Annotated in this window: 21 protein-coding genes; 14 read left to right on the top strand and 7 right to left on the bottom strand. The window is 67.4% G+C overall.

The features are described from left to right. The first annotated feature begins 66 nt into the window (after positions 1–66). From MU856_RS05315 to MU856_RS05300, 4 genes are all read left to right on the top strand, one after another. The gene (locus MU856_RS05315; RefSeq protein WP_062902292.1) at positions 67–1,263 is read left to right on the top strand and encodes a CoA transferase; all 1,197 of its coding nucleotides are present in this window, start codon (positions 67–69) and stop codon (positions 1,261–1,263) included. An 80-nt stretch (positions 1,264–1,343) separates the two neighbouring features. Continuing rightward, positions 1,344–2,558, top strand: a complete 1,215-nt coding sequence (locus tag MU856_RS05310) for an acetyl-CoA C-acetyltransferase (protein ID WP_062902291.1) — start codon at positions 1,344–1,346, stop codon at positions 2,556–2,558. Between the two features lie 142 nt (positions 2,559–2,700). Beyond that, positions 2,701–4,296, top strand: coding sequence for an acyl-CoA dehydrogenase family protein (locus tag MU856_RS05305; protein WP_263588529.1), 1,596 nt, complete (start codon positions 2,701–2,703; stop codon positions 4,294–4,296). Then, positions 4,296–5,147, top strand: coding sequence for a MaoC family dehydratase N-terminal domain-containing protein (locus MU856_RS05300; RefSeq protein ID WP_263588528.1), 852 nt, complete (start codon positions 4,296–4,298; stop codon positions 5,145–5,147). The genes MU856_RS05305 and MU856_RS05300 overlap by 1 nt, the downstream gene beginning before the upstream one ends. A 196-nt stretch (positions 5,148–5,343) precedes the next feature. Here MU856_RS05300 and MU856_RS05295 read toward each other — a convergent pair whose 3' ends face one another. Genes MU856_RS05295 through MU856_RS05275 form a run of 5 tightly spaced genes read right to left on the bottom strand, consistent with a single transcriptional unit; the run spans position 5,344 to position 12,072 of the window. Continuing rightward, positions 5,344–7,098, bottom strand: coding sequence for a chloride channel protein (locus tag MU856_RS05295; protein ID WP_263588527.1), 1,755 nt, complete (start codon positions 7,096–7,098; stop codon positions 5,344–5,346). Between the two features lie 39 nt (positions 7,099–7,137). Further along, positions 7,138–7,455: an ArsR/SmtB family transcription factor gene (locus MU856_RS05290; protein WP_062766819.1), complete on the bottom strand. Its 318-nt coding sequence runs from the start codon at positions 7,453–7,455 to the stop codon at positions 7,138–7,140. Next, entirely contained in the window at positions 7,452–10,670 is a 3,219-nt protein-coding gene (locus MU856_RS05285) for an efflux RND transporter permease subunit (RefSeq protein WP_263588526.1), read from the bottom strand. The genes MU856_RS05290 and MU856_RS05285 overlap by 4 nt, the downstream gene beginning before the upstream one ends. Further along, complete coding sequence (locus MU856_RS05280) at positions 10,667–11,731, bottom strand: efflux RND transporter periplasmic adaptor subunit (RefSeq protein ID WP_263588525.1); 1,065 nt, start codon at positions 11,729–11,731, stop codon at positions 10,667–10,669. The genes MU856_RS05285 and MU856_RS05280 overlap by 4 nt, the downstream gene beginning before the upstream one ends. A gap of 2 nt (positions 11,732–11,733) precedes the next feature. Then, complete coding sequence (locus tag MU856_RS05275; RefSeq protein ID WP_062902285.1) at positions 11,734–12,072, bottom strand: rhodanese-like domain-containing protein; 339 nt, start codon at positions 12,070–12,072, stop codon at positions 11,734–11,736. A gap of 193 nt (positions 12,073–12,265) precedes the next feature. On the opposite strand from MU856_RS05275, the gene MU856_RS05270 reads away from it, so the two are divergent. The 7 genes from MU856_RS05270 to MU856_RS05240 all read left to right on the top strand — a co-directional run bounded on the left by MU856_RS05270 (position 12,266) and on the right by MU856_RS05240 (position 17,924). Further along, positions 12,266–13,543, top strand: coding sequence for an NAD(P)/FAD-dependent oxidoreductase (locus tag MU856_RS05270; RefSeq protein WP_263588524.1), 1,278 nt, complete (start codon positions 12,266–12,268; stop codon positions 13,541–13,543). A 14-nt stretch (positions 13,544–13,557) separates the two neighbouring features. After that, positions 13,558–13,761 carry a DUF2892 domain-containing protein gene (locus MU856_RS05265; protein ID WP_058811342.1) on the top strand — a complete coding sequence of 68 codons (204 nt, stop codon included), beginning with the start codon at positions 13,558–13,560 and terminating at the stop codon, positions 13,759–13,761. After that, positions 13,758–15,023 carry a TolC family protein gene (locus MU856_RS05260; RefSeq protein WP_263588523.1) on the top strand — a complete coding sequence of 422 codons (1,266 nt, stop codon included), beginning with the start codon at positions 13,758–13,760 and terminating at the stop codon, positions 15,021–15,023. Before MU856_RS05265 ends, MU856_RS05260 begins: the two co-directional genes overlap by 4 nt. Before the next feature lie 78 nt (positions 15,024–15,101). After that, positions 15,102–16,025, top strand: a complete 924-nt coding sequence (locus MU856_RS05255; protein WP_062902282.1) for an MBL fold metallo-hydrolase — start codon at positions 15,102–15,104, stop codon at positions 16,023–16,025. A 13-nt stretch (positions 16,026–16,038) separates the two neighbouring features. Then, positions 16,039–16,839, top strand: a complete 801-nt coding sequence (locus MU856_RS05250) for a sulfite exporter TauE/SafE family protein (protein WP_412072817.1) — start codon at positions 16,039–16,041, stop codon at positions 16,837–16,839. Positions 16,840–16,917: 78 nt separating this feature from the next. Beyond that, complete coding sequence (locus tag MU856_RS05245; protein ID WP_217373333.1) at positions 16,918–17,574, top strand: peroxiredoxin; 657 nt, start codon at positions 16,918–16,920, stop codon at positions 17,572–17,574. Next, positions 17,571–17,924, top strand: coding sequence for an ArsR/SmtB family transcription factor (locus MU856_RS05240; RefSeq protein ID WP_062902280.1), 354 nt, complete (start codon positions 17,571–17,573; stop codon positions 17,922–17,924). Before MU856_RS05245 ends, MU856_RS05240 begins: the two co-directional genes overlap by 4 nt. A gap of 10 nt (positions 17,925–17,934) precedes the next feature. Here the strand turns inward: MU856_RS05240 and MU856_RS05235 are convergent, their stop codons facing one another. Together MU856_RS05235 and MU856_RS05230 are read right to left on the bottom strand one after the other, a co-directional pair. Next, entirely contained in the window at positions 17,935–19,530 is a 1,596-nt protein-coding gene (locus MU856_RS05235) for an amino acid ABC transporter ATP-binding/permease protein (protein ID WP_217373332.1), read from the bottom strand. After that, positions 19,527–21,173, bottom strand: a complete 1,647-nt coding sequence (locus tag MU856_RS05230) for an ATP-binding cassette domain-containing protein (RefSeq protein ID WP_412072816.1) — start codon at positions 21,171–21,173, stop codon at positions 19,527–19,529. Before MU856_RS05230 ends, MU856_RS05235 begins: the two co-directional genes overlap by 4 nt. Before the next feature lie 91 nt (positions 21,174–21,264). Between MU856_RS05230 and MU856_RS05225 the strand changes: the two genes are divergently transcribed. From MU856_RS05225 to cydX, 3 genes are read left to right on the top strand one after another with little or no spacing between them, the layout of a single operon-like run. Further along, on the top strand, positions 21,265–22,845 hold the full coding sequence (locus MU856_RS05225; RefSeq protein ID WP_062903186.1) for a cytochrome ubiquinol oxidase subunit I: 1,581 nt from the start codon (positions 21,265–21,267) through the stop codon (positions 22,843–22,845). Positions 22,846–22,858: 13 nt separating this feature from the next. After that, complete coding sequence (cydB, locus tag MU856_RS05220) at positions 22,859–24,007, top strand: cytochrome d ubiquinol oxidase subunit II (RefSeq protein ID WP_263588521.1); 1,149 nt, start codon at positions 22,859–22,861, stop codon at positions 24,005–24,007. 15 nt (positions 24,008–24,022) lie between these two features. After that, entirely contained in the window at positions 24,023–24,133 is a 111-nt protein-coding gene (cydX, locus tag MU856_RS05215) for a cytochrome bd-I oxidase subunit CydX (RefSeq protein ID WP_003044383.1), read from the top strand. The last annotated feature ends 15 nt before the right edge of the window (positions 24,134–24,148 follow it).

Genomic DNA, 24,148 nt, shown 5'->3' with positions numbered 1-24,148 from the left:
TTGAATGCACCGGCGAGATCCCGGCCTTCGCCGGGATGACGGGAGCGGGGGACGACGGAACACGCCATGTATAACCTCCTCTCCGGCCTCTCGGTCATCGAGGCGTCCTCCTTCGTCGCCTCGCCCACGGCCGGGCTCTACTGCGCGCAGTTCGGCGCCGAGGTGATCCGCGTTGACCAGATCGGCGGCGGCCCCGATTTCCGCCGCTGGCCGGTGACCGCAGAGAATAATTCGCTCTATTGGGAAAATCTGAACCGGGCGAAAAAGTCGGTGGCGCTCGATCTGTCCCGGCCAGAGGGACGCGAGTTGCTGCAGCAACTGGTCCGCGCGACCGGCCAGTTCATCACCAACTTTCCGGCGGGCGGCTTCCTGTCGCACGACACGCTCGCCGAAGGCCGCGCCGACCTCATCACCGTCCGCGTCATGGGCTGGGCCGACGGCTCGCCCGCGCTCGATTATACGGTGAACAACAGCGTCGGCTATCCGATGCTAACCGGCGCCGGGCCCGAGCCGGTCAACCATGTCCTGCCCGCCTGGGACCTGCTCACCGGTGCCTATGCCGCCTTTGCGCTGCTCGCCGCGATCCAGCGGCGCAGCGTCAGCGGCGAAGGCGGCGAGGTCCGCATACCCCTGTCGGACGTCGCGATCGGCACCGTCGCCAACCTCGGCGGTGTCGCCGAAGTCCTCTATTCGGGCGAAAGCCGCCCGCGGCTCGGCAACGCGGTTTACGGCCTGTTCGGTCGCGACTTCGTGACCCGCGACGGCCAGCGGACGATGATCGTCGTCGTCACGCCGCGCCAATGGGCGAACCTGATTGCGGCGCTCAATCTCGGCGACGCCATCGCGAGCATCGAGGCGGCGCGCGGCGTCTCGTTCGCCAAGGACGACGGCCTCCGCTTCGACCACCGCGATGCGCTCTACCCCTTGTTCGAGAAAGCCATCGCAAATCGCGACCATGCCGATCTCGCCGCCGCCTTCGATGCGGGCGGGATCGTCTATTCGCTCTACCGCACGATGCTTGATGCGGTTCAGGACCCGGCGCTCGTCGCGAACAACCCGATCTTCGGCGCGGCGCAGAACCCCAGCGGCTTCGCCTACCCCGCCGCGGGCGCCTTCGCGACCATCCCGCAGGCGGAACGCGAACCCCCGCGCCCTGCCCCGCTCAACGGCCAGCACAGTGAAGAAGTGCTGACCTCGCGCCTTTCGCTCTCCTCGGGCGAAATCGCCCGCCTGATTGATGCCGGTATCGTCGGTGTCGCCTAGCCTTCCCTTCTTCTCTCTGTGGGCCCCCGCCTTCGCGGGGGCACGTGGCATTTTGAACGAACACAAACCGGAGACCCCAAATGACCCTTCGCCGCGCCGCCATCGTCGCCCCGATCCGCACCGCCGTCGGCAAGTTCGGCGGCTCGCTGTCCTCCATGACCGCCGGCGCCCTCGGCGCGGTCATTCTGAAGGCGCTCATGGAGCGCACGAAGATCGACCCCGCGCGCGTCGATGACGTCGTCTTTTCGCAGGGCTATGGCAATGGCGAAGCGCCGGCGATCGGCCACTGGTCGTGGCTTGCAGCAGGGCTGCCGCTCGACGTGCCGGGCTACCAGCTCGACCGCCGCTGCGGCTCGGGACTGCAGGCGGTCGTCAACGCCGCAATGATGGTCCAGACCGGCATGTCCGACGTCGTCGTCGCGGGCGGCGTCGAATCGATGTCGAACGTCGAGCATTATTCGACCGATATCCGCAAGGGCGTGCGGGCGGGGAACCTCACGCTCCACGACCGGCTGACCCGCGGGCGGCTGATGTCGCAGCCCGTCGAACGCTTCGGCGTCATCACCGGGATGATCGAGACCGCAGAAAATCTCGCCAAGGATTATGACATCAGCCGCGAGGCCTGCGACGCCTATGCCGTGCGCAGCCACCAGCGCGCCGCCGCCGCCTGGGCGAATGGCCTGTTCGATGACGAACTCGTCCCCGTCTCGGTCCCGCAGAAAAAGGGCGACCCGGTCGTCTTCGCCCACGACGAAGGCTACCGCGCCGACGCGACGATGGAAACATTGGGCAAATTGCGCGCACTCGAAGGCGGCGTCGTCACCGCGGGCAACGCCAGCCAACAGAATGACGCCGCCGCCGCGTGCCTCGTGGTCGCCGAAGACAAGCTCGACGAACTCGGGCTGACCCCCATCGCCTGGTATCACAGCTCGGCTGCGGCGGGCTGCGACCCCAGCCGCATGGGCATCGGCCCCGTCCCGGCCGTCGAACGCCTCTTCGCGCGCAATGGCCTCGGCTGGGGCGACATCGACCTTGTCGAACTCAACGAAGCCTTCGCGCCGCAGGTGCTCGCGGTGCTCAAGGGCTGGGGCTGGTCCGACGACGACAGCCGGAACGAAATCCTCAACGTCAACGGCTCGGGCATCTCGCTCGGCCATCCGATCGGCGCGACCGGCGGCCGCATCCTCGCCAATCTGACGCGCGAACTCGTTCGCAGGAATGGCCGCTACGGCCTTGAAACCATGTGTATCGGCGGCGGCCAAGGCATCGCCGCGATCTTCGAGCGCGCGGCTTGAAGGATATCCGACCAATGAACATTGGAGCGGCCTCTCCGCAAAAAGCCGTTCGTGCTGAGCTTGTCGAAGCACCGTCCTTCCTTCGCCGCGTTGAAGAGAAGAACAGCCCTTCGACAGGCTCAGGGCGAACGGATTTTTGGTGATGCACGCTAATCTGAACGCCGCGCTGCTTGCCGCGCAGGCGTATCGCGGTGCGGCGCAAGCCGCGCTCGCCGAGCGGCTGGCGGCCACCCCAATCGACAGCGAGCAGCGCGCCGCGCATGGCTTCGCGTGGGTCGCAACGACGGTCGCGGCGCTCGAAGCGACGCTCGATTGGCTTGGCGCTGGCAATGACTCGATCCCGCTCAACGCGCAGATCGCCACCCTCGCCTTCGCCGAGAGCATCGGCCAGCTCACCGGCGGCCTGCCGATGGGCCAGAACGAGATTTTCCGCCCCGCCGATCTTGGCCTCAGCGCTGCGGCGCGCGTGCTCGCCGACGCCTGCGCGAACCTGCTCGACGCCGACCATGCCGCCACCCGCGCTAAAGTCGCCACCGCGCTAGCCGAAAATCAATGGCCAAGCGAGACGCTCCACGACGCCGACCTCGACGCGATCCGCGACCAGTATCGCCGCTTCACCGACGCCGCGATCATCCCGCACGCGCATAGCTGGCACCTCGCCAATGAGCTGATCCCCGATGCGACGGTTCAAGCGATGGCTGAGCTAGGCACCTTTGGCGTCTGTATTCCCGAGGAATTTGGCGGCCTCGGCCTCGGCAAGCTCGTCATGTGCATCGTCACCGAGGAACTATCGCGCGGCTGGATCGGTACCGGTTCGCTCGGCACCCGGTCCGAGATCGCGGGCGAGTTGATCGTTCATGGCGGCACCGATGCGCAGAAGGCCGAATGGCTGCCGCGGATCGCGAGCGGCGAAATCCTGCCGACCGCGGTGTTCACCGAACCCGATGTCGGCTCCGACCTCGGCGCGCTGCAAACCCGCGCCCGCCGCGACGGCGACCATTGGGTCATCGACGGCGCCAAAAACTGGATCACCCACGCCGCACGATCGGACCTGATGACCCTGCTCGCGCGCACCCTGCCCGACGCGAAAGGCTATGCCGGCCTGTCGATGCTGCTCGTCCCGAAGCCGCGCGGGAGCGAGGCCGATCCCTTCCCCGCCGCCGGCATGACCGGCAGCGAGATCGAGGTGCTCGGCTATCGCGGGATGCGCGAATATGCATTGCAATTCGACGCCATGACCGCACCCTCCGACGCGCTGCTCGGCGGCGAGGAAGGTCAGGGCTTCAAGCAGCTCATGCGCACCTTCGAGGGCGCGCGCATCCAGACCGCCGCGCGCGCGGTCGGCGTCGCGCGCCGCGCGCTCGAACTCGGGCTCGACTATGCGCGCACCCGCAAGCAGTTCGGCAAGGCGATCCTCCATTTTCCGCGTGTTTCGGACAAGCTGGCGATGAGCCTTGTCGACTTCGTGATGGCGCGCGAACTCAGCTACGCCGCCGCGCGCGCCAAGGATAGCGGCAAACGCTGTGACATCGAAGCCGGTATGGCAAAGCTGCTCAGCGCGCGCGCCGCCTGGGCGAACGCCGACGCCGCGCTGCAAATCCACGGCGGCAACGGCTATGCACTTGAATATGAGATCAGCCGGGTGCTCTGCGATGCCCGCATCCTCAACATCTTCGAGGGCGCGGCCGAGATTCAGGCGCAGGTGATCGCGCGCGGGCTGACCGGAGGACGCAATTGATGAATGATTGGAGCGCCTGGATCGGCCGCGAGGATATCCGCCACGATCATGTCGATGGCGGCGCGGTGAAGCGCTGGCTCGCGACGCTCGACCGCTCCGCGCCCGCCGACGATAGCGTTCCGCAAGCCTATCACTGGTGCCTCTGCCTCCCCGGTGCACCGACGGCGATCCTGGGCGCCGACGGCCACCCCGTGCGCGAGGATAGCGACGACAGCTTCCTGCCCCCCATCCCCCTCCCGCGCCGCATGTGGGCCTCAAGCAAGATCGAATTCCTCAATCCCCTGCGCCCCGGCCAGACGGTAATGCGCAGCTCGCGCGTCGCCGCGATCACCGAAAAGCAGGGCGGCAGCGGCGCGCTCGTCTTTGCCGAGGTCGCGCACGAAACGCATGGCGACGGCGAACTCGCGGTGCGCGAGACGCAGACCATCGTTTTCCGCGAACCCGCGCCCGCCGGCGCCCCACCAGCCCCGCCGCCGCCGGGCGAGGGCCGCTTCGATCCGACGGGCTGGGACGCAAACCGCATGCTCGTTCCGTCGGAGGCGCTGCTGTTCCGCTACTCGGCGCTGACCTTCAACAGCCACCGCATCCACTACGACCTACCTTATGCGACCGAAGAAGAGGGCTATCGCGGCCTCGTCGTCCACGGCCCGCTCACCGCAACGCTGCTCCTCGACCTCGCGGCGCGGCACTTTGGCGACAACGCCCTCACCCGCTTCGATTTCCGCGGCACGTCTCCGGCGATCTGCGGCGAGCAATTGCATCTGGCGCTGCGCGGAGACGGCGACGATATCGTTCTTGGGGCTTTCGCGAGCGACGGGCGGCAGGTGATGGCGGCGAGCGCCACCCGCTAACACCGGCGCGGCGCCCCCCGGCCTCCCGCACTATCTCCCGCAACCTTCGTGGCGCGATAATCGCGTTTCGGCGCAGCGCAGGCGCGCCGACCGCCGATTGCGCCCACAGCGGCGGGGCAAAGCACGATACGCTGTTCTCCTCTCCCTCCCCCCTTAGGGAGGTGCACCGGCGGCCCCATCCGCCGGCGCAAATTTTTCAGCTTTCTCCGAACAGGTCGCGCTGCGCCTCTTCGAGCGCCTCGAAATAGCGGCGCCGTGCATGTTTTTCGGTGACGACGCCGATCACCTTTCCGCCATCGTCGACCACCGCGAGTTCATCGGCCCAGGCGGCATCGAAGGCTGCGATCATCGCCTCGACCCCGGTTGCGGGGTGCAGCGTGTCGTCGGTGAGCGTCGCAAGGCTGGCGATCGGGGCGTCGCCCGCAATGTCGGGATGATAGGCCGCGGCTGTGACGACGATCCCGCCATAGCGGCCCTCGCCATCGGTGAGTACGGCCTTGGCCGTCGAACCGAGCGGCACGCGCAGGCGGAAATCGGCGACGGTCATGGCGGCGGGGACGGCGGTCCAGTCGGTGCGCATGATCCGTCCGGCGGTGAGCGTCAGCAACCGGCCAATGTCGCGCGGACTGCGGATCTTCGAGCCGCGCAAATGCAGGCGCCAGGTCGAGAAGCTGTAGCCGAACCATTCGCGCGTCAGCGCGCTCGACACCAGCGTCGCGGTCAGCACCACGCCCATCAGCGCGAAATCATGCGTCGTCTCGAGCATCAGCACCGCGAGCGTCATCGGCCCGCCAACGACCGAGACGCTGAGCGCCGCCATGCCGACCAGCGCCGCGTCATTGGGATCGAGTGCGATGCCGAGGGGGCTCATGTTGACGAGTCCCGCAAAGATCTGTCCGATCAGCGACCCCAGGAACAGCGAGGCAAAGAACAGCCCGCCGCGAAAGCCGAAGCTGAGCGACACGACCGACGCCGCGATCTTGAGCAGCAGCACGATGGCGAGGAAGGACAGCGCCGGGCGGAGCACCAGATCAAGGTGCAGCGCGCCATGCCCCGCCGACAGCGTCTGCGGCGACACCAGCGCCAAGGGGATCAGCAGCAAGCCGCCGATCAGTGGCCGCCAGCCTGCGATCCTTTGCCATCCCTGAACGCGAATTTCGGCGAAGGTGACGAGCCGCATGATGAGGATGCCGAACAGCGCGGCAACCAGCCCGAGCAACGCATAGGCAAGATAGTCGGCGGTCGAAAAAGCGCGGTCGACGGTCGTCGCGATCAGATAGGGATCGACGCCGAGCGCGCGGCTGACGAACACGGCCGACAGCGCCGCGACCATCACCGGGGCGATCGCGGCGGGGGTATAGTTGCCGATGACGATCTCGAACGCATAGAAGGCGCCGGTCAGCGGGGCGCCGAAGGCCGCGCCGATCGCCCCGCCCGCCCCGGCGCCGACCAGCGTGCGCAGATCGTTGCGGCGCAGTGCGAACCACTGGCCGAGCTGCGAGGCGAAGCCGCCGCCCATCTGCGCATAGGCGGCTTCGAGCCCCACCGACGCGCCAGCACCGTTCGAGATAATCGTCTGCGACGCGATCACCAGATTGTCGGCAAAGGGAATGCGTCCGCCGTGCAGCGCGTTCGCCTCGACCACGTCGACGGGCATGCGCTTGCGGTTGCGCAGGCCGCGCGCGAGCAGGACGAGCAGAAGGCCGCCGATGGGCAGCGCGATCAGCTTCCACGGATGATGGATCTCACCGAGCGCGCTCAGCCGGTTGATCGTGACGCCGTAAAGAAGCTGCTGTATGCCATGCGCCAGAAATTGCTGGATGTTGGTCAGCACCCCAGCCGCCAGCCCCGCCAGCGCGGCGAGCAGGATGAACGCGGCTTCGCTCTCGCGCAGCCGCCGGCGTTGCCGCGCGGCGGCGATCAGCAGACGGGTTTTGCGTATCCGGAACACGTCGGCGCTCCAAGCGCGGCGGCGGCTCCGGGTCAAGTGTTAAGCCGCTTCGTGCCCGTGACATGCCTCGCACAGCGCCGCGATGATGCGCTGCATCTTGGCGTCGGACAGGCTGTAATAGCGCGTCTGCGCCTCGCCGCGCGCCGACACGATGCCCTGGTCGCGAAAGCGCGCCAGATGCTGCGACACGGCCGATTGCGACAGCCCGCTGAGTTCGGTGAGTTCGCCGACCGACACTTCGCGCTCGTCCATCTGGCACAGCATCAGCAGCCGCTCGGGATGCGCGAGCAGCTTCAAATAGTCGGCCATCTCGCGCGCATCGCGTTTCAGGATCGAAAGGTCGGTCGGCTTGGTCATGGGGAGAGAGTTCCTTCACGGCCATCGTCGCGCAGGACGATGTAAATCGCGGGAATAACGAGCACGGTGAGCAGTGTCGAGGAGGCGAGTCCGAAGAGCAGCGAAATCGCAAGGCCCTGAAAGATCGGGTCGGTCAGGATCGTCGCCGCCCCGATCATCGCCGCCGCCGCCGTCAGCACGATCGGCTTGAAGCGGATCATCCCCGCTTCGAGCAGCGTATCGCGCAGCGGTTTGCCCTCGCCCTTCGCATGGTTGATGAAGTCGACCAGCAGGATCGAATTGCGGACGATAATCCCGGCCAGCGCGATGAAGCCGATCATCGACGTCGCAGTAAAGGGCGCGCCGAACAGCATATGCCCCAGCACGATACCGACGAGCGTCAGCGGGATCGGCGTCAGGATGACGAGCGGAATCTTGAAATTGCGGAACTGCCCGACGACCAGGACATAGATGCCCAGGAGCGCAACCATGAAGGCGGCGCCCATGTCGCGGAAGGTCACCCAGGTGATCTCCCACTCGCCGTCCCACAGCAGGGTCGGCACCTGTTCATCGTCGGGCTGACCGTTGAAGCGGACCACCGGCTTTTCCATCCCGTGCGCCTTCCAGTCGAACGCCTCGATCGCATCGTCGACCGCGAAGATGCCATAGATGGGCGCTTCATATTCGCCCGCCAGTTCGGCGGTGACCATATCGGCGGCGCGGCCGTTGCGGCGGAACAGCGCGGGTGATCCTGCCTCCTCGCGCGCATCGACGATCTCGCCGAGCTGGACGAGCCGCCCGCCCGGTCCCATCGTCGCAACCGGCGTCGCGGCAAGGTCGGCGCTCCAGCTGCGCTGCGACTGATCGAGCGCGATGCGGATCGGCAGCGGATCGCGCCCGTCGCCGCGCGGCGCATAGCCGACGGTCTGCCCGCCCAGCAGCGCGCCGATACTGTCGAAAAGCTGGCGCTCCGAAATGCCATAGGCGTCCATCTGCGCCCGATCGGGTATCAGCCGCAGGCGGGGGCGCGGGACGCCGAAGCTGTTGTCGACATCCACGACATAGGGGACGGTGCGGAACAGCGCCTCGACCTGCGCGGCGGTCTTGCGCCGCGTCGCTTCGTCGGGACCATATATTTCGGCGAGCAGCGTCGCGAGCACCGGCGGTCCCGGCGGGGTTTCGACGACCTTGATCGACTCACCGGCGGGCAGCGGCAGCGCTTTCTTCAGCCGCTGGCGCAGATCGAGCGCAATGGCGTGGCTCGACCGGTCGCGCTCGCCCTTGGGCGTCAGCGTCACCATCAAATCGCCCATCTCGGGCCGATTGCGCAGGAAATAGTGCCGCACGAGGCCGTTGAAATTGAACGGCGCCGAGGTGCCCGCATAGGCTTCCATCGACCGCGCCTCGGGAATCTGCCGCACCACCGCCGCGGCGGCGTCGAGCGTGCGCCCCGTCGTCTCGAGCGACGTGCCCTCGGGCATGTCGAGGACAAGCTGCACCTCCGACTTGTTGTCGAAGGGCAGCAGCTTCACCGTCACCGCCTTGAAATAGAACATCGAGCAGGCGACGAGCGTCGCGGCGCCGACGGCAATCAGGAAATTGCGCGCGCTCTTGCGATCGCGGATCACGCGGATGGCGACGCGGCCATAGAGCGCGCCGAGCTTGCCCCCGCCCGCATGGTCGTGCGCGCCCTGCGCCAGCGTATCGCGCGCAAAGCGCACCATCAGCCACGGCGCGATGATCACCGCGACGAAGAAGGAAAAGAGCATCGCCGCCGAGGCGTTGATCGGGATCGGCGCCATATAGGGGCCCATCAGTCCCGATACGAACAGCATGGGAAGCAGCGCCGCGACGACGGTCAGCGTCGCGATGATCGTCGGATTGCCGACCTCGGCGACCGCATCGACCGTCGCGTCGATCCGGCTGCGCCCGTCGGCCATCGCCCAGTGGCGCGCGATATTCTCGATCATCACGATCGCGTCATCGACCAGGATGCCGATCGAAAAGATCAGCGCGAACAGGCTGACGCGGTTGATCGTGAAGCCCATGATGTTCGACGCGAACATGGTGAGCAGGATCGTGGTCGGGATGACCACTGCCGTCACCCCCGCCTCGCGCCAGCCGATCGCGAAGCCGATCAGAATGACGATCGACACCGTCGCGAGTCCGAGGTGGAAGATCAGCTCGTTCGCCTTTTCATTGGCGCTTTCGCCATAATTGCGCGTCACCGCGACCTCGACGCCCGGCGGGATCAGGCTGCCGCGCAGCGCCTCGACCCGCGCGACCACAGCGTCCGAAACATTGACGGCATTGGCCCCCGAACGCTTCGCGATGGCCAGGCTGACCGCGGGCGCCATCGACCAGCGATCGCCCGCGCCCTTGGCCCAGCGCCATGCTCGCGCCTGATCCTCACCCGGCCCCTGCGTGACCGTCGCGACATCGCGCAGATAGACGGGATTGCCGTTGGCGGCGCGCACCGTGATCGTCGCCAGTTGCTCGGCGCTGCGGACCGTCTGTCCGGCAACGACGGCGGTCGCCGCGCCGCCTTCGCGCACCGTTCCGAGCGGGAAGCTGCGGTTTGCCTGTCCCACCGCGTCCATCAGCGCGCCGAGCGAGACGCCATGCGCGGCGAGTCTCGCCGGATCGGGAACGACGCGAAGCTGTTCCTCCTGTCCGCCGGTGATGAAGGTCAGGCCGACATTGTCGACCTTCGCAACCTCGGTCCGCAACCGGGCGGCGAGCGACCGCAGCGCCTGCTCGTTCCAGTCGCCGCGCGCGCCGGCCTTGGGCGACAGCGTCAGCACCACGATCGGCACATCGCCGATCCCGCGCACCGTCACCTGCGGCGGCTGGATGCCCTGCGGCAGCTTGTCCATATTCGCCGACAGCCGCTCGTTGATACGGATGGCGGCGTCGTCGGGATCGGACCCGACCAGGAAGCGCGCGGTGACCATCACCCCGTCGTCTTCGGCCTGGGTATAAACATGTTCGACGCCGTCGACGCTCTTGACGATCGTCTCCAGCGGCTTGCCGATCAGCTCGACTGCATCGCTCGCGGACAGGCCGGGCGCGGCGACCATCAGGTCGACCATCGGCACGCTGATCTGTGGCTCCTCCTCGCGCGGGATCGTCATGATCGCGAGCAGCCCCACCATTATGGCGGCGAGCAGCATCAGCGGCGTCAGCGGACTGCGGATCGTCGCGCGCGTCAGCCGCCCCGACAGGCCCAGGCTCATTTGCCTGCCGCCCCGCGCGCCACCGCGATCAGCGTGTCGCCCTTGCCCGCGCCCGACAATATCTCGACCCGCGCCGGATCGTCGGTCGGCGCGATCTGGACCGGCACCCGCGACGTCGCATCCTTGCCGACGATGATCGTCACATAGTCGATGCCATAGCTGGTTTCGACGAAGCGGCGCGGAACGACGAGCGCCTGCCGCTCGCCGACCGCAACGCGCGCCGCGACGCGGCGACCGACCATCGTGCTGGCAAGTCCGGGGATCGGAACGTCGGCCGACATCTGCCCGCCGCTGACCGCGGGATAGACGCGGCCGACGCCGGCGCGCGGCGGTGCCGCGCCCTTGTCGTCCGAAAGCCCCGTCGCCAGCACCGCGCTTCCGACATGAACCTTGTCGGCCAAGGTTTCGGGCAGTTCGAGGCGCAGGACCATCGGTCCCGAGGTGATCGTCGCGATCGACGTGCCGGGCGCGACCGCCGAACCCGCCGGAACCTGCGCGATCAGCACGCGCCCTGTCGAGGGGGCGACCACCGCGCCCTGTCCGGCGACCGCACCGACCGCCGATTGCTGCGCCCGCGCCGCCGAAACCTGTGCCCGCGCCGCACGCGCCTGCGCTTCGGCCTGATCGAGCCGCGCCTGCGCATAGACGCCATTGGCATGGAGGTAGCGCACGCGCTCCAGCTCGGCATCGGCCTGTGCAGCCTGCGCCTGGGCCGCCGCCGTCTGCGCGCCATAGGCCGCGCCTTCATAGCCGAGGCGGCTGTCGACGACGCGGCCGATCACCTGTCCCTTGCGCACCATGTCGCCTTCGCGAACACTCAGACTGTCGAGGATGCCGGGAATACGCGCGCGGGCGTCGGCCATATCGACGCTCGTTACCAGCGCGCCAACATCCTTCCAGTCGGTGATCGTCACCGGCTGCAACGCCAGCCTTTCGCCCGTCACGGCCGCGCTCTTTTCGGCGGGCGCAGTCGTCTCGCCGCCACAGCCGGCGAGCGACAGCGATGCCGCAAACAGGGCGGCGCTGAGCAGCGCAGAGGTGAGCAGGGATGATGGGCGCATCGTCAATTCCCCGTCACGACCGGCAGGCCGGCCGCGCGCCAGGCGCCCATGCCGCCCGCAAGATGGGTGTCGATGTCGGGCCGCCCCGCCGCCGCCTTGTCGAGCGCCATCGCCGAACGGCGACCCGCGGCGCAGGTCAGGATGACCGGCTTGTCGCCCGCCGGAAGCGCGCTTGCCTGAAACCGCGACAGCGGCATCGACAGCGCGCCCGCGACATGGCCGCTCGCGAATTCGTCCGATTCGCGGACATCGACCAGAATCGCACGCTTTTGGTCAAGCAAAGCCGCAAGCTGCTGTGCGGGAATCTCCTTATGGCGCGGTTTGCGGAATAGGCTCAGCATGACGAAACTCCTCGGTTGACCGGCACGCTAACCGGCGCGGCCAGATTTCGACACTGATAATATTACTTAGTTGTAATATTCGCAATATCTAATATTATGCCGACAGCAATCGGGTCCGACTCACCGAACTGGCCGCACACCGAACCATTTGAAAAAGCCGGAGCCAGCCAGCGCCGGAACAAGGAGAGAAAGCATGTCGTTACCGCGGATCGTCGTTCTGGGCGCCGGACTCGGGGGCACCATTGCCGCTTACGAAATACGGGAGGTTTCCAAGGGCAAGGCCGAGGTGATGGTGATTTCCGACCAGGAAAATTACTGGTTCGTCCCCTCCAACCCCTGGGTCGCGGTCCGCTGGCGCGAACCCGAAGCGATCTGCGTTCACCTGCCCCCCGTCATGAAGCGCAAGGGCATCGATTTCACCGCGGTCGGCGCGAAGCGCGTCCACCCCAAGGAAAATCGGGTCGAACTGAACGACGGCGCCTTCATCGATTATGATTATCTGGTCATCGCAACCGGGCCGAAACTCGCCTTCGACGAGATCGAGGGCTTCGGGCCGGAGGCGAACACCGTATCGGTATGCGCCACCGATCATGCCGCCGCCGCGGCCGATGCCTTCGACCGCTTCTGCGAAAATCCGGGGCCGATCGTCGTCGGCGCCGCACAGGGCGCCTCCTGTTATGGGCCGGCCTATGAATTCGCGCTGATCCTCGACACCGAACTCAAGCGCCGCAAGCTGCGCGACCGGGTGCCGATGACCTTCGTCACCGCCGAACCCTATATCGGCCATCTCGGCCTCGATGGCGTCGGCGATACCAAGAGCCTGCTCGAAAGCGAGCTGCGCAACCGTCACATCAAATGGATCACCAATGCGCGCGTCACCAGCTTCGAGGCCGGCATGGCGCATGTCGAGGAAGTCGCCGAGGACGGCAGCGTCAAGGCCAAGCACGACCTGCCCTTCGGCTATTCGATGCTGCTGCCCGCCTTTCGCGGCGTCGATGCCGTCTTCGGCATCGAAGGACTGACCAATCCGCGCGGCTTCATCATCGCCGACAAGCATCAGCGCAATCCGACCTTCGCCAACATCTATTCGCTCGGCGTCTGCGTCGCGATTCCGCCGGTCGGCCCGACCCCGGTCCCGGTGGGCGTGCCCAAGACGGGCTTCATGATCGAATCGATGGTCACCGCGATCGCGCAGAATCTGAAACTCGAACTCGCCGGTCAGCCACCGAAGCATGAGGCGACGTGGAACGCCGTCTGCCTCGCCGACTTCGGCGACGGCGGCGTCGCCTTTGTCGCGCAGCCACAGATCCCGCCACGCAACCTCAACTGGTCGTCGTCAGGCAAGTGGGTCCATCTCGCGAAGATCGGCTTCGAAAAATATTTCCTGCGCAAGGTCCGCAAGGGCGAGAGCGAGCCCTTTTACGAAAAGCTCGCGATGCATGCGCTCGGGATCAAAAAACTCCGCTTCTGACGAAAGGAAGACCCATGAACCTCGATCGTGCCGTTTTGCGCTTCGCGGGCCTCGTCGTGCTGACGAGCGTGCTGCTCGCCTGGTTCGTCCATCCTTGGTGGATCGGACTCGCCGCCTTTGCGGGGCTCAACATGATCCAGGCAAGCTTCACCGGCTTCTGTCCCGCGGCGGCCATTTTCAAGCGTCTCGGCGTGCGGCAGGGAGCCGCCTTTAAGTGAAGCGCGCCGCGACCCTGCTGACGGCGGCATGCCTTGCCGCGCTCGCGCTGCCGCACCCCGCGGCGGCGCAGGATCTGGCGACCGCCATCGCCGACGCGCGCGCGCACTCGCCCGCGCTCGAAGCGGCGGCAGCCGATGCCGATGCCGCCGCTGCGCGGCTCGCGCAGGCGCGCGCCGCCGCCGGTCCCACCGCCAGTGTCGAGGGCAGCGTCGGCACCGGCCGGCTCGACCCTGGCGGCTATTTCGGTCTAACCGCGCAAAACGTGACCCCCAGCGCCGTGCAACTGGTCGGCGAATACCCGCTCTACGCCGGTGGACGGATCAGCGCCGCGATCGATCAGGCCGCAGCGGGCAGCCGCGCTGCGACGCTTGGCAAGGATATGGCGCGCCAGAATCTGACCCTCGCGACTGTCGGCGCCTATGCCGAAGTGCTCACCGCGCGCGATCTTGTCGCGAGCTATGGCAAGCTAGTCGATGCGCTGGGCGAGATCGTTCGTCATACCGGCCTGCGCTACGACGTCGGCGATGCGACGAGCAGCGAGGTCGCCCAGGCGAAAGCACGCCGCGCCGAGGGACAGGCCGGTCTTGTCCAGGCCCAGGGCCGCCTCACCGCCGCGCTCGCCCGCCTCGAGCGGCTGACCGGCAAGCCTGTCGGCGATCTCGCCCCCCTGCCCCCGCGCCCCGAGGTTCCCGCGACGCTCGGCGAAGCGGTCGAGGCCGCCGTCGCCGCGAATGTCCTGCTCGCGCAGGCCGATGCCGGCGTCGACGGCGCCGCCGCGGGAGTGCGCGCCGCCAAGGCGACCAACCGCCCGCAGCTCGGCGTCTTTGCCGAGGGCGCGCGGATCCGCGACCAATTTTTCCCCGACTATCGCGCCGACAGTGTCACCGTCGGGCTGCGCGGGCGCTGGACCTTCTTCGACAGCGGCGCGGGCAGCGCGCGCGTCCGCGAGGCGCAATCGAAACTCTCGGCCAGCGAAGCGCGGCTGCGTCAGGCGCGCGACGACGTCACCCAGGCGGTGATCGAGGCGTGGAGCGGGCTCGACAGCGCCGAACGCGCGCTCGATGCCGCGCGCGATGGCGACGCCGCGGCGCGCGAGGCGCTACGCGGCACCCGCCTCGAAGTGCGCTCGGGCGCCCGCCCCCCGCTCGCCGAGCTCGATGCCGAACGCGAAGCGATCGCCGCGACCGCGCGGCTCGCCGAAGCGCAGGCATCGGTGCAGACCGCGGCGTGGCGCCTCCGCCTGCTCTGCGGTATCGAATAGGCCTCCTCCTCCACTGGACAAACGGCGCCGCCTCACTATATTAGTTTTATCTAATATTTTAAACGAAGGAATGATCGCATGGACGACCTTCACCGCGATTCCGCCGCCGCGCTGATCGACAAGGCGCGGGCAACCGGCCTTATCCCCGTCGTCAAAAGCTTCTTCGACGAACCTACCTTCACCGCGACGCACGTCGTCCACGACCCCGCGACGCGCAAGGCGGCAATCATCGACTCGGTACTCGATTTCGACCAGCCTTCGGGCCGCACCGGCCATGCGTCGGCCGACGCGATCGTCGATTATGTCCGCCGCGAAGGGCTGACCGTCGAATGGCAGATCGAAACCCACGCCCATGCCGACCACCTCTCCGCTGCCCCCTATCTGCAAGCGAAGCTCGGCGGCCAGATCGTCATCGGTCGGCATATCGAAACGGTGCAGACGGTGTTCGGCGCCATTTTCAACGAAGATGAGCGCTTCGCGCGCGACGGCTCGCAGTTCGACCGGCTGATGGCCGACGGCGAGCGCTTCATGCTCGGCGAGATCGAGGGGATGGTCCTCCACACCCCCGGCCACACGCCGGCGTGCATGGTGTGGATCATCGGCGATGCGCTGTTCACCGGCGATACCTTGTTCATGCCCGACTATGGCACCGCGCGCGCCGACTTTCCCGGCGGCGATGCGCGCACCCTCTATCGCTCGATCCAGCGCTTGCTGTCGCTTCCCGGCGAAACGCGGCTGTTCCTCTGCCACGATTACAAGGCGCCGGACCGCGACAGCTTTGCTTGGGAAACGACGATCGCGGCCGAGCGCACCGCCAACGTTCATGTCCACGAAGGCGTGGACGAAGATCAGTTCGTCGCGATGCGCGAGGCGCGCGACAAGACGCTGTCGATGCCGCGGCTGATCCTCCCGTCGATCCAGGTCAATATGCGCGCGGGTCATTTCCCCGAACCTGAAGCGAACGGCACCCGATATCTGAAGCTGCCGCTCGATAAGCTGTAGGATAGCGCGCGCGATGACCGATCCCATGACGATCAGCCTCGCCCAGATGATCCTCGGCGCGCTCTCCGGCGTGCTCGTCGGCTTCACGCTCGGGCTCGTCGGCGGCGGCGGGTCGATCCTTGCGGTGCCGCTGATGGTCTATCTCGTCGGGGTGCCGCAGCCGCATGTCGCGATCGGGACCGCAGCACTCGCCGTCGCCGCCAATGCGGCGGTTGGGCTGACCAACCATGCGCGCGCTGGCAATGTGCGCTGGCCGTGCGGGCTGACCTTCGCCGGCGCCGGAATCGTCGGCGCCTTCGCCGGATCGACCCTCGGCAAGAGCTTCGACGGCGCCAAGCTGCTCTTTCTCTTCGCGCTGCTGATGGTCGTCATCGCGGTCATCATGCTGCGCAAGCGCGGCCAGATCGGCGATCCCGCGGTGCGGATCAGCCGGGAAAATGCGCCGCGCCTGCTCGGCTACGGCCTCGGCAGCGGAGCGTTCAGCGGCTTTTTCGGCATCGGCGGCGGCTTTCTGATCGTCCCCGGCATCGTCGCCGCGACGGGAATGCCGATGATCAACGCGGTCGGCACCTCGCTGGTCGCGGTAACCGCCTTCGGGCTCACCACCGCCGCCAACTATGCCTGGTCGGGCCTCGTCGACTGGCAGCTTGCCGGGCTGTTCATCGCGGGCGGCGCGCTGGGAAGCTGGCTGGGGCTCAAGGGTGCGCAGCGCCTGTCGGCCAGAACTGGACGGCTCAACACGCTGTTCGCGCTGCTCGTTCTCGTCGTGGCCGCCTATATGCTCTACCACAGCGCCGGGGCCATGCTCGGCTGAGCGCATATCACATTTACACGATATTATGAATTATATATGATCGCTGTCGAGCGAGAGGAAGCTCCCAGAGGAATCCCGATGCCCGACAACAGCGACAACCGGCCCGCTGCGCGCCCGATCCGCATCGGCGACACCGCGCCCGATTTCATCGCGCGCAGCACCGCCGGACCGGTGCGGCTCAGCGATTATCGCGGCCGGTGGCTGCTCTTCTTTTCGCACCCAGGCGATTTCACCCCTGTCTGCACCAGCGAGTTTCTGGCCATCGCACGTGCCGCCGACCGCTTTGCCGCGCTCGATTGCGCGCTGCTCGCCCATTCGGTCGACAGCCTTTTTTCGCATCTCGCGTGGATCCGCGCGCTGCGCGACGACTTGGGCGTCGCCATCCCCTTTCCGATCGTCGAGGACCCCTCGCTCGAAATCGCGCACGCTTTCGGCATGGTCGACGCCCAGTCCTTCAGCGCCGCGACGGTGCGCGCGGCCTTTTTCATCGATCCCGACGGCGTCGTCCGTGCGCTGACCATCTATCCGCTGACCGTCGGCCGCTCGGTCGACGAGATGGTGCGCACCGTCGCGGCGCTCCAGCGCACGAGCGACGGGTCGGCGATGACGCCCGCGGGTTGGCAGCCCGGCGACGACCTCCTCGTCCCGCCCGAACTCGCCACCGAAGGCGTGCTCGCGGCCGACAATCCGACCGGCTGGTTCTACACGCTCGCGAAGGATGCCAGGGCGCAATGACCGGTGAGGCGCTCATCGACGACGATCTGGTCGAACTGCTGCGCGTCCTGGCGCATCCGGTGCGGCTCAAGCTGATCTTCGCCGTGCGCGATCAGGAACTTGCTGTGGGGCAGATCGAAAGCGCGACCGGCATCGGCCAGCCGCTGCTCAGCCAGCAACTCGGCGTGCTGCGCAACGCGCGGATCGTCGAAACGCGGCGCGAGGCGAAGCAGATTTTCTACCGCCTGAAACCCGAAGCGCTCGCGCCCGTCCGCGCGTTCGCCGACCAGTTCGGCGTCAGTCCCGCCGCGACGACGAGCACCCGCGACGCCTCCGCCAGCGCCGCCCATTTCGCGAGAATCTTGCGCTAGGATCCTGGCGCTAGCCGGGATCGCCGTCCATCTCGATCTGCCGCGTGGCAAGCGCCCGCATTGCGGGGCGGTGGCTGACGAGGATCAACCCGCTTCCCGCCTCCGCAAGCCAGTCGCCCAGTCGCACGATCAGCCGCGCTTCGGTCGCCCCGTCGAGCCCTTCGCTCGGTTCGTCGAGCAGCAGGAACGGCCGCTGCGCCAGCAGCGCTCGCGCCAGCGACAGCCGCTTGCGCTGTCCGCCCGACAGCCGCGCGCCGTCGTCGCCCAGCCGGCAGTCGAGCCCACCGGGCAATTGCGCAACGACATCGTCAAGGCAGGCAACGGTCAGCGCCGCCTGCATCTCGTCGCGCGTGATGCCCGGCCGTGCGAGCGACAGATTGTCGGCCACGCTGCCCGCGATCATCGCCGCGTCCTGCGCCGCGAGCGCGAACAGCGACCGCCGCGCCGCGAGCGGCAAGCCTACCGCAAGCAATCCGCCGATCCGCACATCTTCGGGCGCATCGTCGCGCAGCCCCGTCAGCGTTTCGAGCAACCGCGTCTTGCCGCTCCCCGACCGCCCGGCGAGCAGAACGCGGTCGCCCGGAACAATGCGGTACAGGGCGCCCGCGACCGCCAGTTCGACGATCGGCTGCGCCGGCGCACCATCGCTCGCCGGGGCGGCGACGTCCGGAAACATCGCATCGAGCCGCGCGCGCGCACCGCGGCTCTTCCAGCGTTGAATGTCGAGCCGGGCGAGGCCGCCGACGATCTCCATAGCAGCGGTCGCAGCAAGCGCTGCGAGCGCGACAACCGGGGCGCTAGCGGGCGACAGCGCGACGATCGCGGCCACCGCCGCACCGGTCAGCCCCCAATGCACGATCGACACCAGCGTGTCGGCGCCGGCCATCGCCGCGCGGGCGCGGTGGAGCGGCGCTTCGGCCGCCGCGATTGCCGCTCGCACGTCGGCGGCAAGCCCATAGACCGCAATATCGTCGCCCCCGGCCGCCAGTTCGACATAGCATCGCTTGAGCGCACCGAGCGCTGCGCTTTCGGCGTCGAGCGCCGGGGCGATCCGGTCGCGCCCGATCCGGCGCGCGACTGCAAAACTTGCCCCCGCTGCGCCCAGCAAGGCCGCTGCAGCAGCCCAGCCCGCGAGTGCCATCAACAGCATCGTCCCCGCGAGCGTTGCGATGCCCGACGGTACCAGCGTCGTGCGCAGCAGTGCCTCCTCCAGCGTTTCGACGTCGCCACCAAGCCGCGCCGTGACATCGCCGCGATTGTGGAGAAGCGCCGTCGCCGGCGGTGCCGCGATCAACCGCGCAAACAGCACGGCACGCACCTCGGCAAGGGCAAACAGCATCGCCTGATGGCTGAACAGCCGCTCGCCATAGCGCGACAGCGTGCGCAAGATCGCCAGCCCGCGGATGGCGGCGCTGGGCACCAGATAATTGAACGCCTTGACCGCCGCCGCGCCGGTCAGGCCGGCAATCGCCGCACCGGTCAGGAACCAGCCCGACACCGCGAGCAGGCCGATCGCCGACAGCGCAGCGACTGCAGCTGCCGCCATGCCGAGCAACACCGCGCGGCGCTGGCCCGCGCGCGCGGATCGGAGCAATGCCGCGATCATCCGATTTCCACCACGCTGTCCGCCGCGGCGATCAGCGCCGGATCGTGCGTCGCCGCGACGATCGTCCGGGTCGTCGCAGCGGCCTGCAACACCGCGACGACGCGCGCCGCACTCGCGGCGTCGAGGTCGGCAGTCGGCTCGTCGAGCAGCAGCAGCGGGCGGGGCGACAGCAGCGCGCGCGCCAGCCCGATCCGTCGCCGTTCGCCGCCCGACAACCCGCTGCCGCGGTCATCGACAACCCAGTCGATCCCGCCGCCACGCGCGGTAATCAGCGCCGAAAGACCGAGCACGTCGAGTTCGGCAATGATCGCAGCATCGCGCGCCTTCGCCTCTCCTACGAGCAGATTGGCGCGGAGACTCCCGGGCAACAGCAAGGGCCGCTGACCCGCCCAGCCGCACAGCGAGGCGAGCGCGCGTGGGTCGACCGCGGCATCGTCGGCGTAAAGGCGCCCCGACTCGACGGACACCTGCCCGATCAACGCGCGGAGGAGGCTGGTCTTGCCCGATCCGCTCGGCCCGACGATCAGGTGAAGGCCGGGGCCGATCCAGCGCGCGCTGATCGGTCCGATCGCCGCGCCTTCGGGGTGCCGAACAACCCACGCATCGACGACAAGAGCCGCCGGTGCGCCGGGTAACGGCGGTGCGACTGCGTGATCGGCGATCGGTGCCTCCGCGGCGGCAAGCGCCGCCAGCGCCGCTTCGCCTTGCTGCTTGTCGTGATAGGCCGCGGCCAGGCGGCGCATGCCGAGATAAAATTCGGGCGCGAGCGCAAGAACGTAAAAGGCTTCGGCGAAGTCGAGGCTTTCGGGCGCGCGAAAGGGCAGCAGGCCGAGCAGCGAAAAGCCACAATAAACCGCGACGAGCGCGACCGCGAGCGCGCTGAAAAATTCGAGGATCGCGCTCGATGCAAAGGCGATGCGCAGCACGCCCAGCGTCCGTTCCGCCAGATCGCGCGCCGCCCCGCCGATCTGACGCGTGACGCGATCCTCGGCGCCATAGGAGAGGATCAGCGGCAGCGCGCGAACCCGGTCGACGAACAAGCCGCCGAGCCGCGACAGCGCCCCCAATTGCGCCTCGCTCGCCCGCGCCGCGGCGCTGCCGGCGAGCGCCATACCGATCGCGAAGGGCAACAGCGTGCCGAACAGGATCGCCGCGGCGACACTGCTTGCGAGCAGCGCCGCCAGCGCGATCAGCAGCGGCGAAAGCATCGCGGCGCGGCGCAGCGGCAGGAAACGCGCAACATAGGGCTCGATGCGGTCGATCGCGGTCACCGCTAGTTCGGCATCTTCACCGATCAGGCGTCCGCGCCCCGCCGCGCTCACCATGAGCGCGGGCGCGACGCGCGCGCGCAGCTCGGCGGCAAAGCGCGCGGCGTGGCGCAGGCCGATCGCAAAGGCGCCGCCCTGCAAAGCGCCGCGTGCCAGCGCCGCGCCAATCAGCAGCAGCATCCACGCCCAGCCCGCAATGCCGAATCCCGCGTCGCCCCCTCCGCCGCCGCGAAGGTCGCGCGCGACGTGGAGCGCCAGCAATTGCGCGAGCGCGAGCGCGAAGAGCACCGCGGCAACGGCATCGCCAAGCCAAGCGGCCAAGGCACCGCGGCTGGCGGCGGGTGCTGCAGATGTGGCGTTATCTCTACTTGACATTTTTCTAATATTCACACATTCCCATATTCATTAAATGACGATGCCGCAAGCCGTGCGGCACCCCGCCGAGTCGCTGTTCAGGAGTGGCGCCATGGACCTGGCCGTAGTCGAATTATCCCGCCTGCAATTCGCCCTTACGGCGATGTACCATTTCCTCTTCGTTCCGCTGACGCTGGGGCTTTCCTTCATGCTGGTGATCATGGAGAGCATCTATGTCATCACCGAAAGGGAAATCTGGCGTACCATCACGCGTTTCTGGGCCCGCCTGTTCGGGATCAACTTCGTCCTCGGGGTCGCGACCGGCCTGACGATGGAGTTCGAATTCGGGATGAACTGGTCCTATTATTCGCACTATGTCGGCGACATCTTCGGCGCGCCGCTCGCGATCGAGGGGCTCATGGCCTTTTTCCTCGAGGCGACCTTCGTCGGGCTGATGTTCTTCGGCTGGGACAAATTGTCCAAGCAGCTCCATCTCCTCGTCACCTTCCTCGTCGCGCTGGGTTCCAATCTTTCGGCGCTTTGGATTCTGATCGCCAACGGCTGGATGCAGAATCCGGTCGGGTCGCGCTTCAATCCCGACACGATGCGCATGGAAGTCGTCGACTTTTATTCGGTGCTGTTCAACCCCGTCGCGCAGGCGAAGTTCGTCCACACGGTCAGCGCCGGCTATGTCACCGCCTCGGTCTTCGTTCTCGGCATTTCGGCCTGGTATCTGCTCCGCGGCCGTTACACCGCGCTCGCGAAGCGCTCGCTGACCGTCGCCGCGGCCTTCGGCCTCGCCTCCTCGCTGTCGGTGGTCGTCCTCGGCGACGAATCGGGCTATGCGCTCACCGATCATCAGAAGATGAAACTCGCCGCGATCGAGGCAATGTGGCACACCGAAATGGCGCCCGCCGGGCTCACGCTCTTCGGCCTGCCGTCGGTCAAGGACCGCGAGACGCGCTATGAAATCAAGATACCCTATGTCCTCGGCCTGATTTCGACGCGCAGCCTGACCGGGCAGGTCCAGGGGATCAACGAACTGGTCCTCCACGCGCAGGAACGCATCGAAAGCGGCAAGCTCGCCTATGGCGCGCTCGAGGATCTGAAGGCCGATCGCACCAACGCAACCGCGCGCGCGATCTTCGAGGCGAACCGCAGCAACCTCGGCTATGCGATGCTGCTCAAGCGTTATGTCCCCGATCCGCGCAACGCGACCGCCGACCAGGTCATGCAGGCGGCGTGGGACACGGTGCCCAACGTCCCGGTCACCTTCTGGCTGTTCCGCTTCATGGCGGGGCTCGGCTTCTTCTTCATCGGCTTCTTCGCCCTCGCCTTCTATTATGCGACGGTGCGGCGCTTCGATGTGAAGTGGTTCCTGCGCGCCGCGGTGATCATCATGCCGCTGCCGTGGCTGGCCGCCGAAATGGGCTGGGTGCTCGCCGAATATGGCCGCCAGCCATGGGCGATCGAGGGCGTGCTGCCGACCTTCCTCGGCGCATCGAGCCTGACGGTGGCGCAGGTCTGGACGACCATCGCGGCCTTCACCCTGCTCTACAGCGCGCTCGCTTTCATCGAGGTGCGGCTGATGCTCGCGGCGATCCGCAAGGGCCCCGAGTCCAAGCGCGGCCGCGACCTTGCCTCGGGCATCGAACCCACCGACGCGGGCTATACCCCGCTGCCGGCCGAATAAGGAGGATCAGACGATGGCGATTCCCTTCGACTATGAAACGCTCCGCCTGATCTGGTGGCTGCTTCTCGGCGTGCTGCTGATCGGCTTCACGCTCACCGACGGCTACGACCTCGGCGTCGCCGCGCTGCTGCCCTTCATCGCGCGGACCGACGAGGAACGGCGGCTGGCAATCAACAGCATCGCCCCGACTTGGGAGGGGCATCAGGTTTGGCTGATCCTAGGCGGCGGCGCGATCTTCGCCGCATGGCCCTTTGTCTATGCGATCAGCTTTTCGGGCTTCTATCTCGCGATATTCCTTGTCCTCGCGGCGCTGATCCTGCGCCCCGTGGCATTCAAATATCGCTCGAAGCACGACGATCCCGCCTGGCGCAGCCGCTGGGATTGGGCGCTGTTCGTCGGCGGTTTCGTCCCCGCACTGGTGTTCGGGGTCGCGGTCGGCAACGTCCTTCTGGGCGCACCCTTCCGCCTCGATAGCGACCTGCGCGCCTTTTACGAAGGCTCGCTGCTCGGCCTCTTTTCGCCCTTCACCTTGCTCACCGGCCTGCTGTCGGTGGCGATGGTCGTGCTGCACGGCGCCGGCTGGCTCGCGCTCAAGGCCGAAGACGGCGTCGTGATGGACCGGGCGCGCCGCTGGGGCAAGATCGCCGCGCTGCTCGTCATCGCGCTGTTCGCAATCGGCGGCGCGATGGTCGCCACGACGAACATTGGCTACCGGCTGGAGGGCGAACTCGATCCCGCCGGCCCCTCGAACCCGCTGTGGGCAACGTCAGTCCCGGCGGCGGGCGCATGGCTCGACAATTATGGGCGCCACCCGTGGATGCTGCTCGCGCCGATCCTCGGCTTCCTGGGCCCGATCCTCGCCTATGTCGCGATCGCCGGGCGCAAGCAGAGCCTGCTCTTCGTCGGCTCGGCGCTCGCGGTGGTCGGGATCATCTCGACGGTCGGCCTGTCGATGTTCCCTTTCATCCTGCCCAGCTCGATCGACCCGCATTCGAGCCTGATGGTCTGGAATGCCTCGTCGAGCCACCTCACCTTGTGGATCATGCTCGTCGTGACCCTGATCTTCCTGCCCATCGTCCTCGCCTACACGGCGTGGGTGCTCAAGGTGTTGTTCGGTCGCGTCACGCTCGACGACGTTCGCACCAACCTCGATTTCTACTGACCGGAGGAACACGCCATGTGGTATTTTACCTGGGTACTCGGCCTCGGCCTCGCGGTCGGCTTCGGCATATTGAACGGCTTGTGGCACGAATTCCACTCGCCCGCCGACGACGACGCGACGCTCTGACCGGCAAAGCAGCCA

Source organism: Sphingopyxis sp. GC21 (assembly GCF_025727575.1).
GTDB classification, from domain to species: Bacteria; Pseudomonadota; Alphaproteobacteria; order Sphingomonadales; family Sphingomonadaceae; genus Sphingopyxis; species Sphingopyxis terrae_A.
The sequence above is the reverse complement of the archived record's forward strand: the minus strand, read 5'-3'. Positions and strand labels throughout refer to the sequence as shown.

Excerpts from the sequence above, each read along its gene's own strand:
- MU856_RS05315 (WP_062902292.1), top strand. The coding sequence starts at position 67 with ATGTATAACCTCCTCTCCGGCCTCTCGGTCATCGAGGCGTCCTCCTTC.
- MU856_RS05310 (WP_062902291.1), top strand. The coding sequence starts at position 1,344 with ATGACCCTTCGCCGCGCCGCCATCGTCGCCCCGATCCGCACCGCCGTC.
- MU856_RS05305 (WP_263588529.1), top strand. The coding sequence starts at position 2,701 with ATGCACGCTAATCTGAACGCCGCGCTGCTTGCCGCGCAGGCGTATCGC.
- MU856_RS05300 (WP_263588528.1), top strand. The coding sequence starts at position 4,296 with ATGAATGATTGGAGCGCCTGGATCGGCCGCGAGGATATCCGCCACGAT.
- MU856_RS05290 (WP_062766819.1), bottom strand. The coding sequence starts at position 7,455 with ATGACCAAGCCGACCGACCTTTCGATCCTGAAACGCGATGCGCGCGAG.
- MU856_RS05285 (WP_263588526.1), bottom strand. The coding sequence starts at position 10,670 with ATGAGCCTGGGCCTGTCGGGGCGGCTGACGCGCGCGACGATCCGCAGT.
- MU856_RS05280 (WP_263588525.1), bottom strand. The coding sequence starts at position 11,731 with ATGCGCCCATCATCCCTGCTCACCTCTGCGCTGCTCAGCGCCGCCCTG.
- MU856_RS05275 (WP_062902285.1), bottom strand. The coding sequence starts at position 12,072 with ATGCTGAGCCTATTCCGCAAACCGCGCCATAAGGAGATTCCCGCACAG.
- MU856_RS05270 (WP_263588524.1), top strand. The coding sequence starts at position 12,266 with ATGTCGTTACCGCGGATCGTCGTTCTGGGCGCCGGACTCGGGGGCACC.
- MU856_RS05265 (WP_058811342.1), top strand. The coding sequence starts at position 13,558 with ATGAACCTCGATCGTGCCGTTTTGCGCTTCGCGGGCCTCGTCGTGCTG.
- MU856_RS05255 (WP_062902282.1), top strand. The coding sequence starts at position 15,102 with ATGGACGACCTTCACCGCGATTCCGCCGCCGCGCTGATCGACAAGGCG.
- MU856_RS05250 (WP_412072817.1), top strand. The coding sequence starts at position 16,039 with ATGACCGATCCCATGACGATCAGCCTCGCCCAGATGATCCTCGGCGCG.
- MU856_RS05245 (WP_217373333.1), top strand. The coding sequence starts at position 16,918 with ATGCCCGACAACAGCGACAACCGGCCCGCTGCGCGCCCGATCCGCATC.
- MU856_RS05240 (WP_062902280.1), top strand. The coding sequence starts at position 17,571 with ATGACCGGTGAGGCGCTCATCGACGACGATCTGGTCGAACTGCTGCGC.
- MU856_RS05235 (WP_217373332.1), bottom strand. The coding sequence starts at position 19,530 with ATGATCGCGGCATTGCTCCGATCCGCGCGCGCGGGCCAGCGCCGCGCG.
- MU856_RS05230 (WP_412072816.1), bottom strand. The coding sequence starts at position 21,173 with ATGTCAAGTAGAGATAACGCCACATCTGCAGCACCCGCCGCCAGCCGC.
- MU856_RS05225 (WP_062903186.1), top strand. The coding sequence starts at position 21,265 with ATGGACCTGGCCGTAGTCGAATTATCCCGCCTGCAATTCGCCCTTACG.
- cydB (WP_263588521.1), top strand. The coding sequence starts at position 22,859 with ATGGCGATTCCCTTCGACTATGAAACGCTCCGCCTGATCTGGTGGCTG.
- cydX (WP_003044383.1), top strand. The coding sequence starts at position 24,023 with ATGTGGTATTTTACCTGGGTACTCGGCCTCGGCCTCGCGGTCGGCTTC.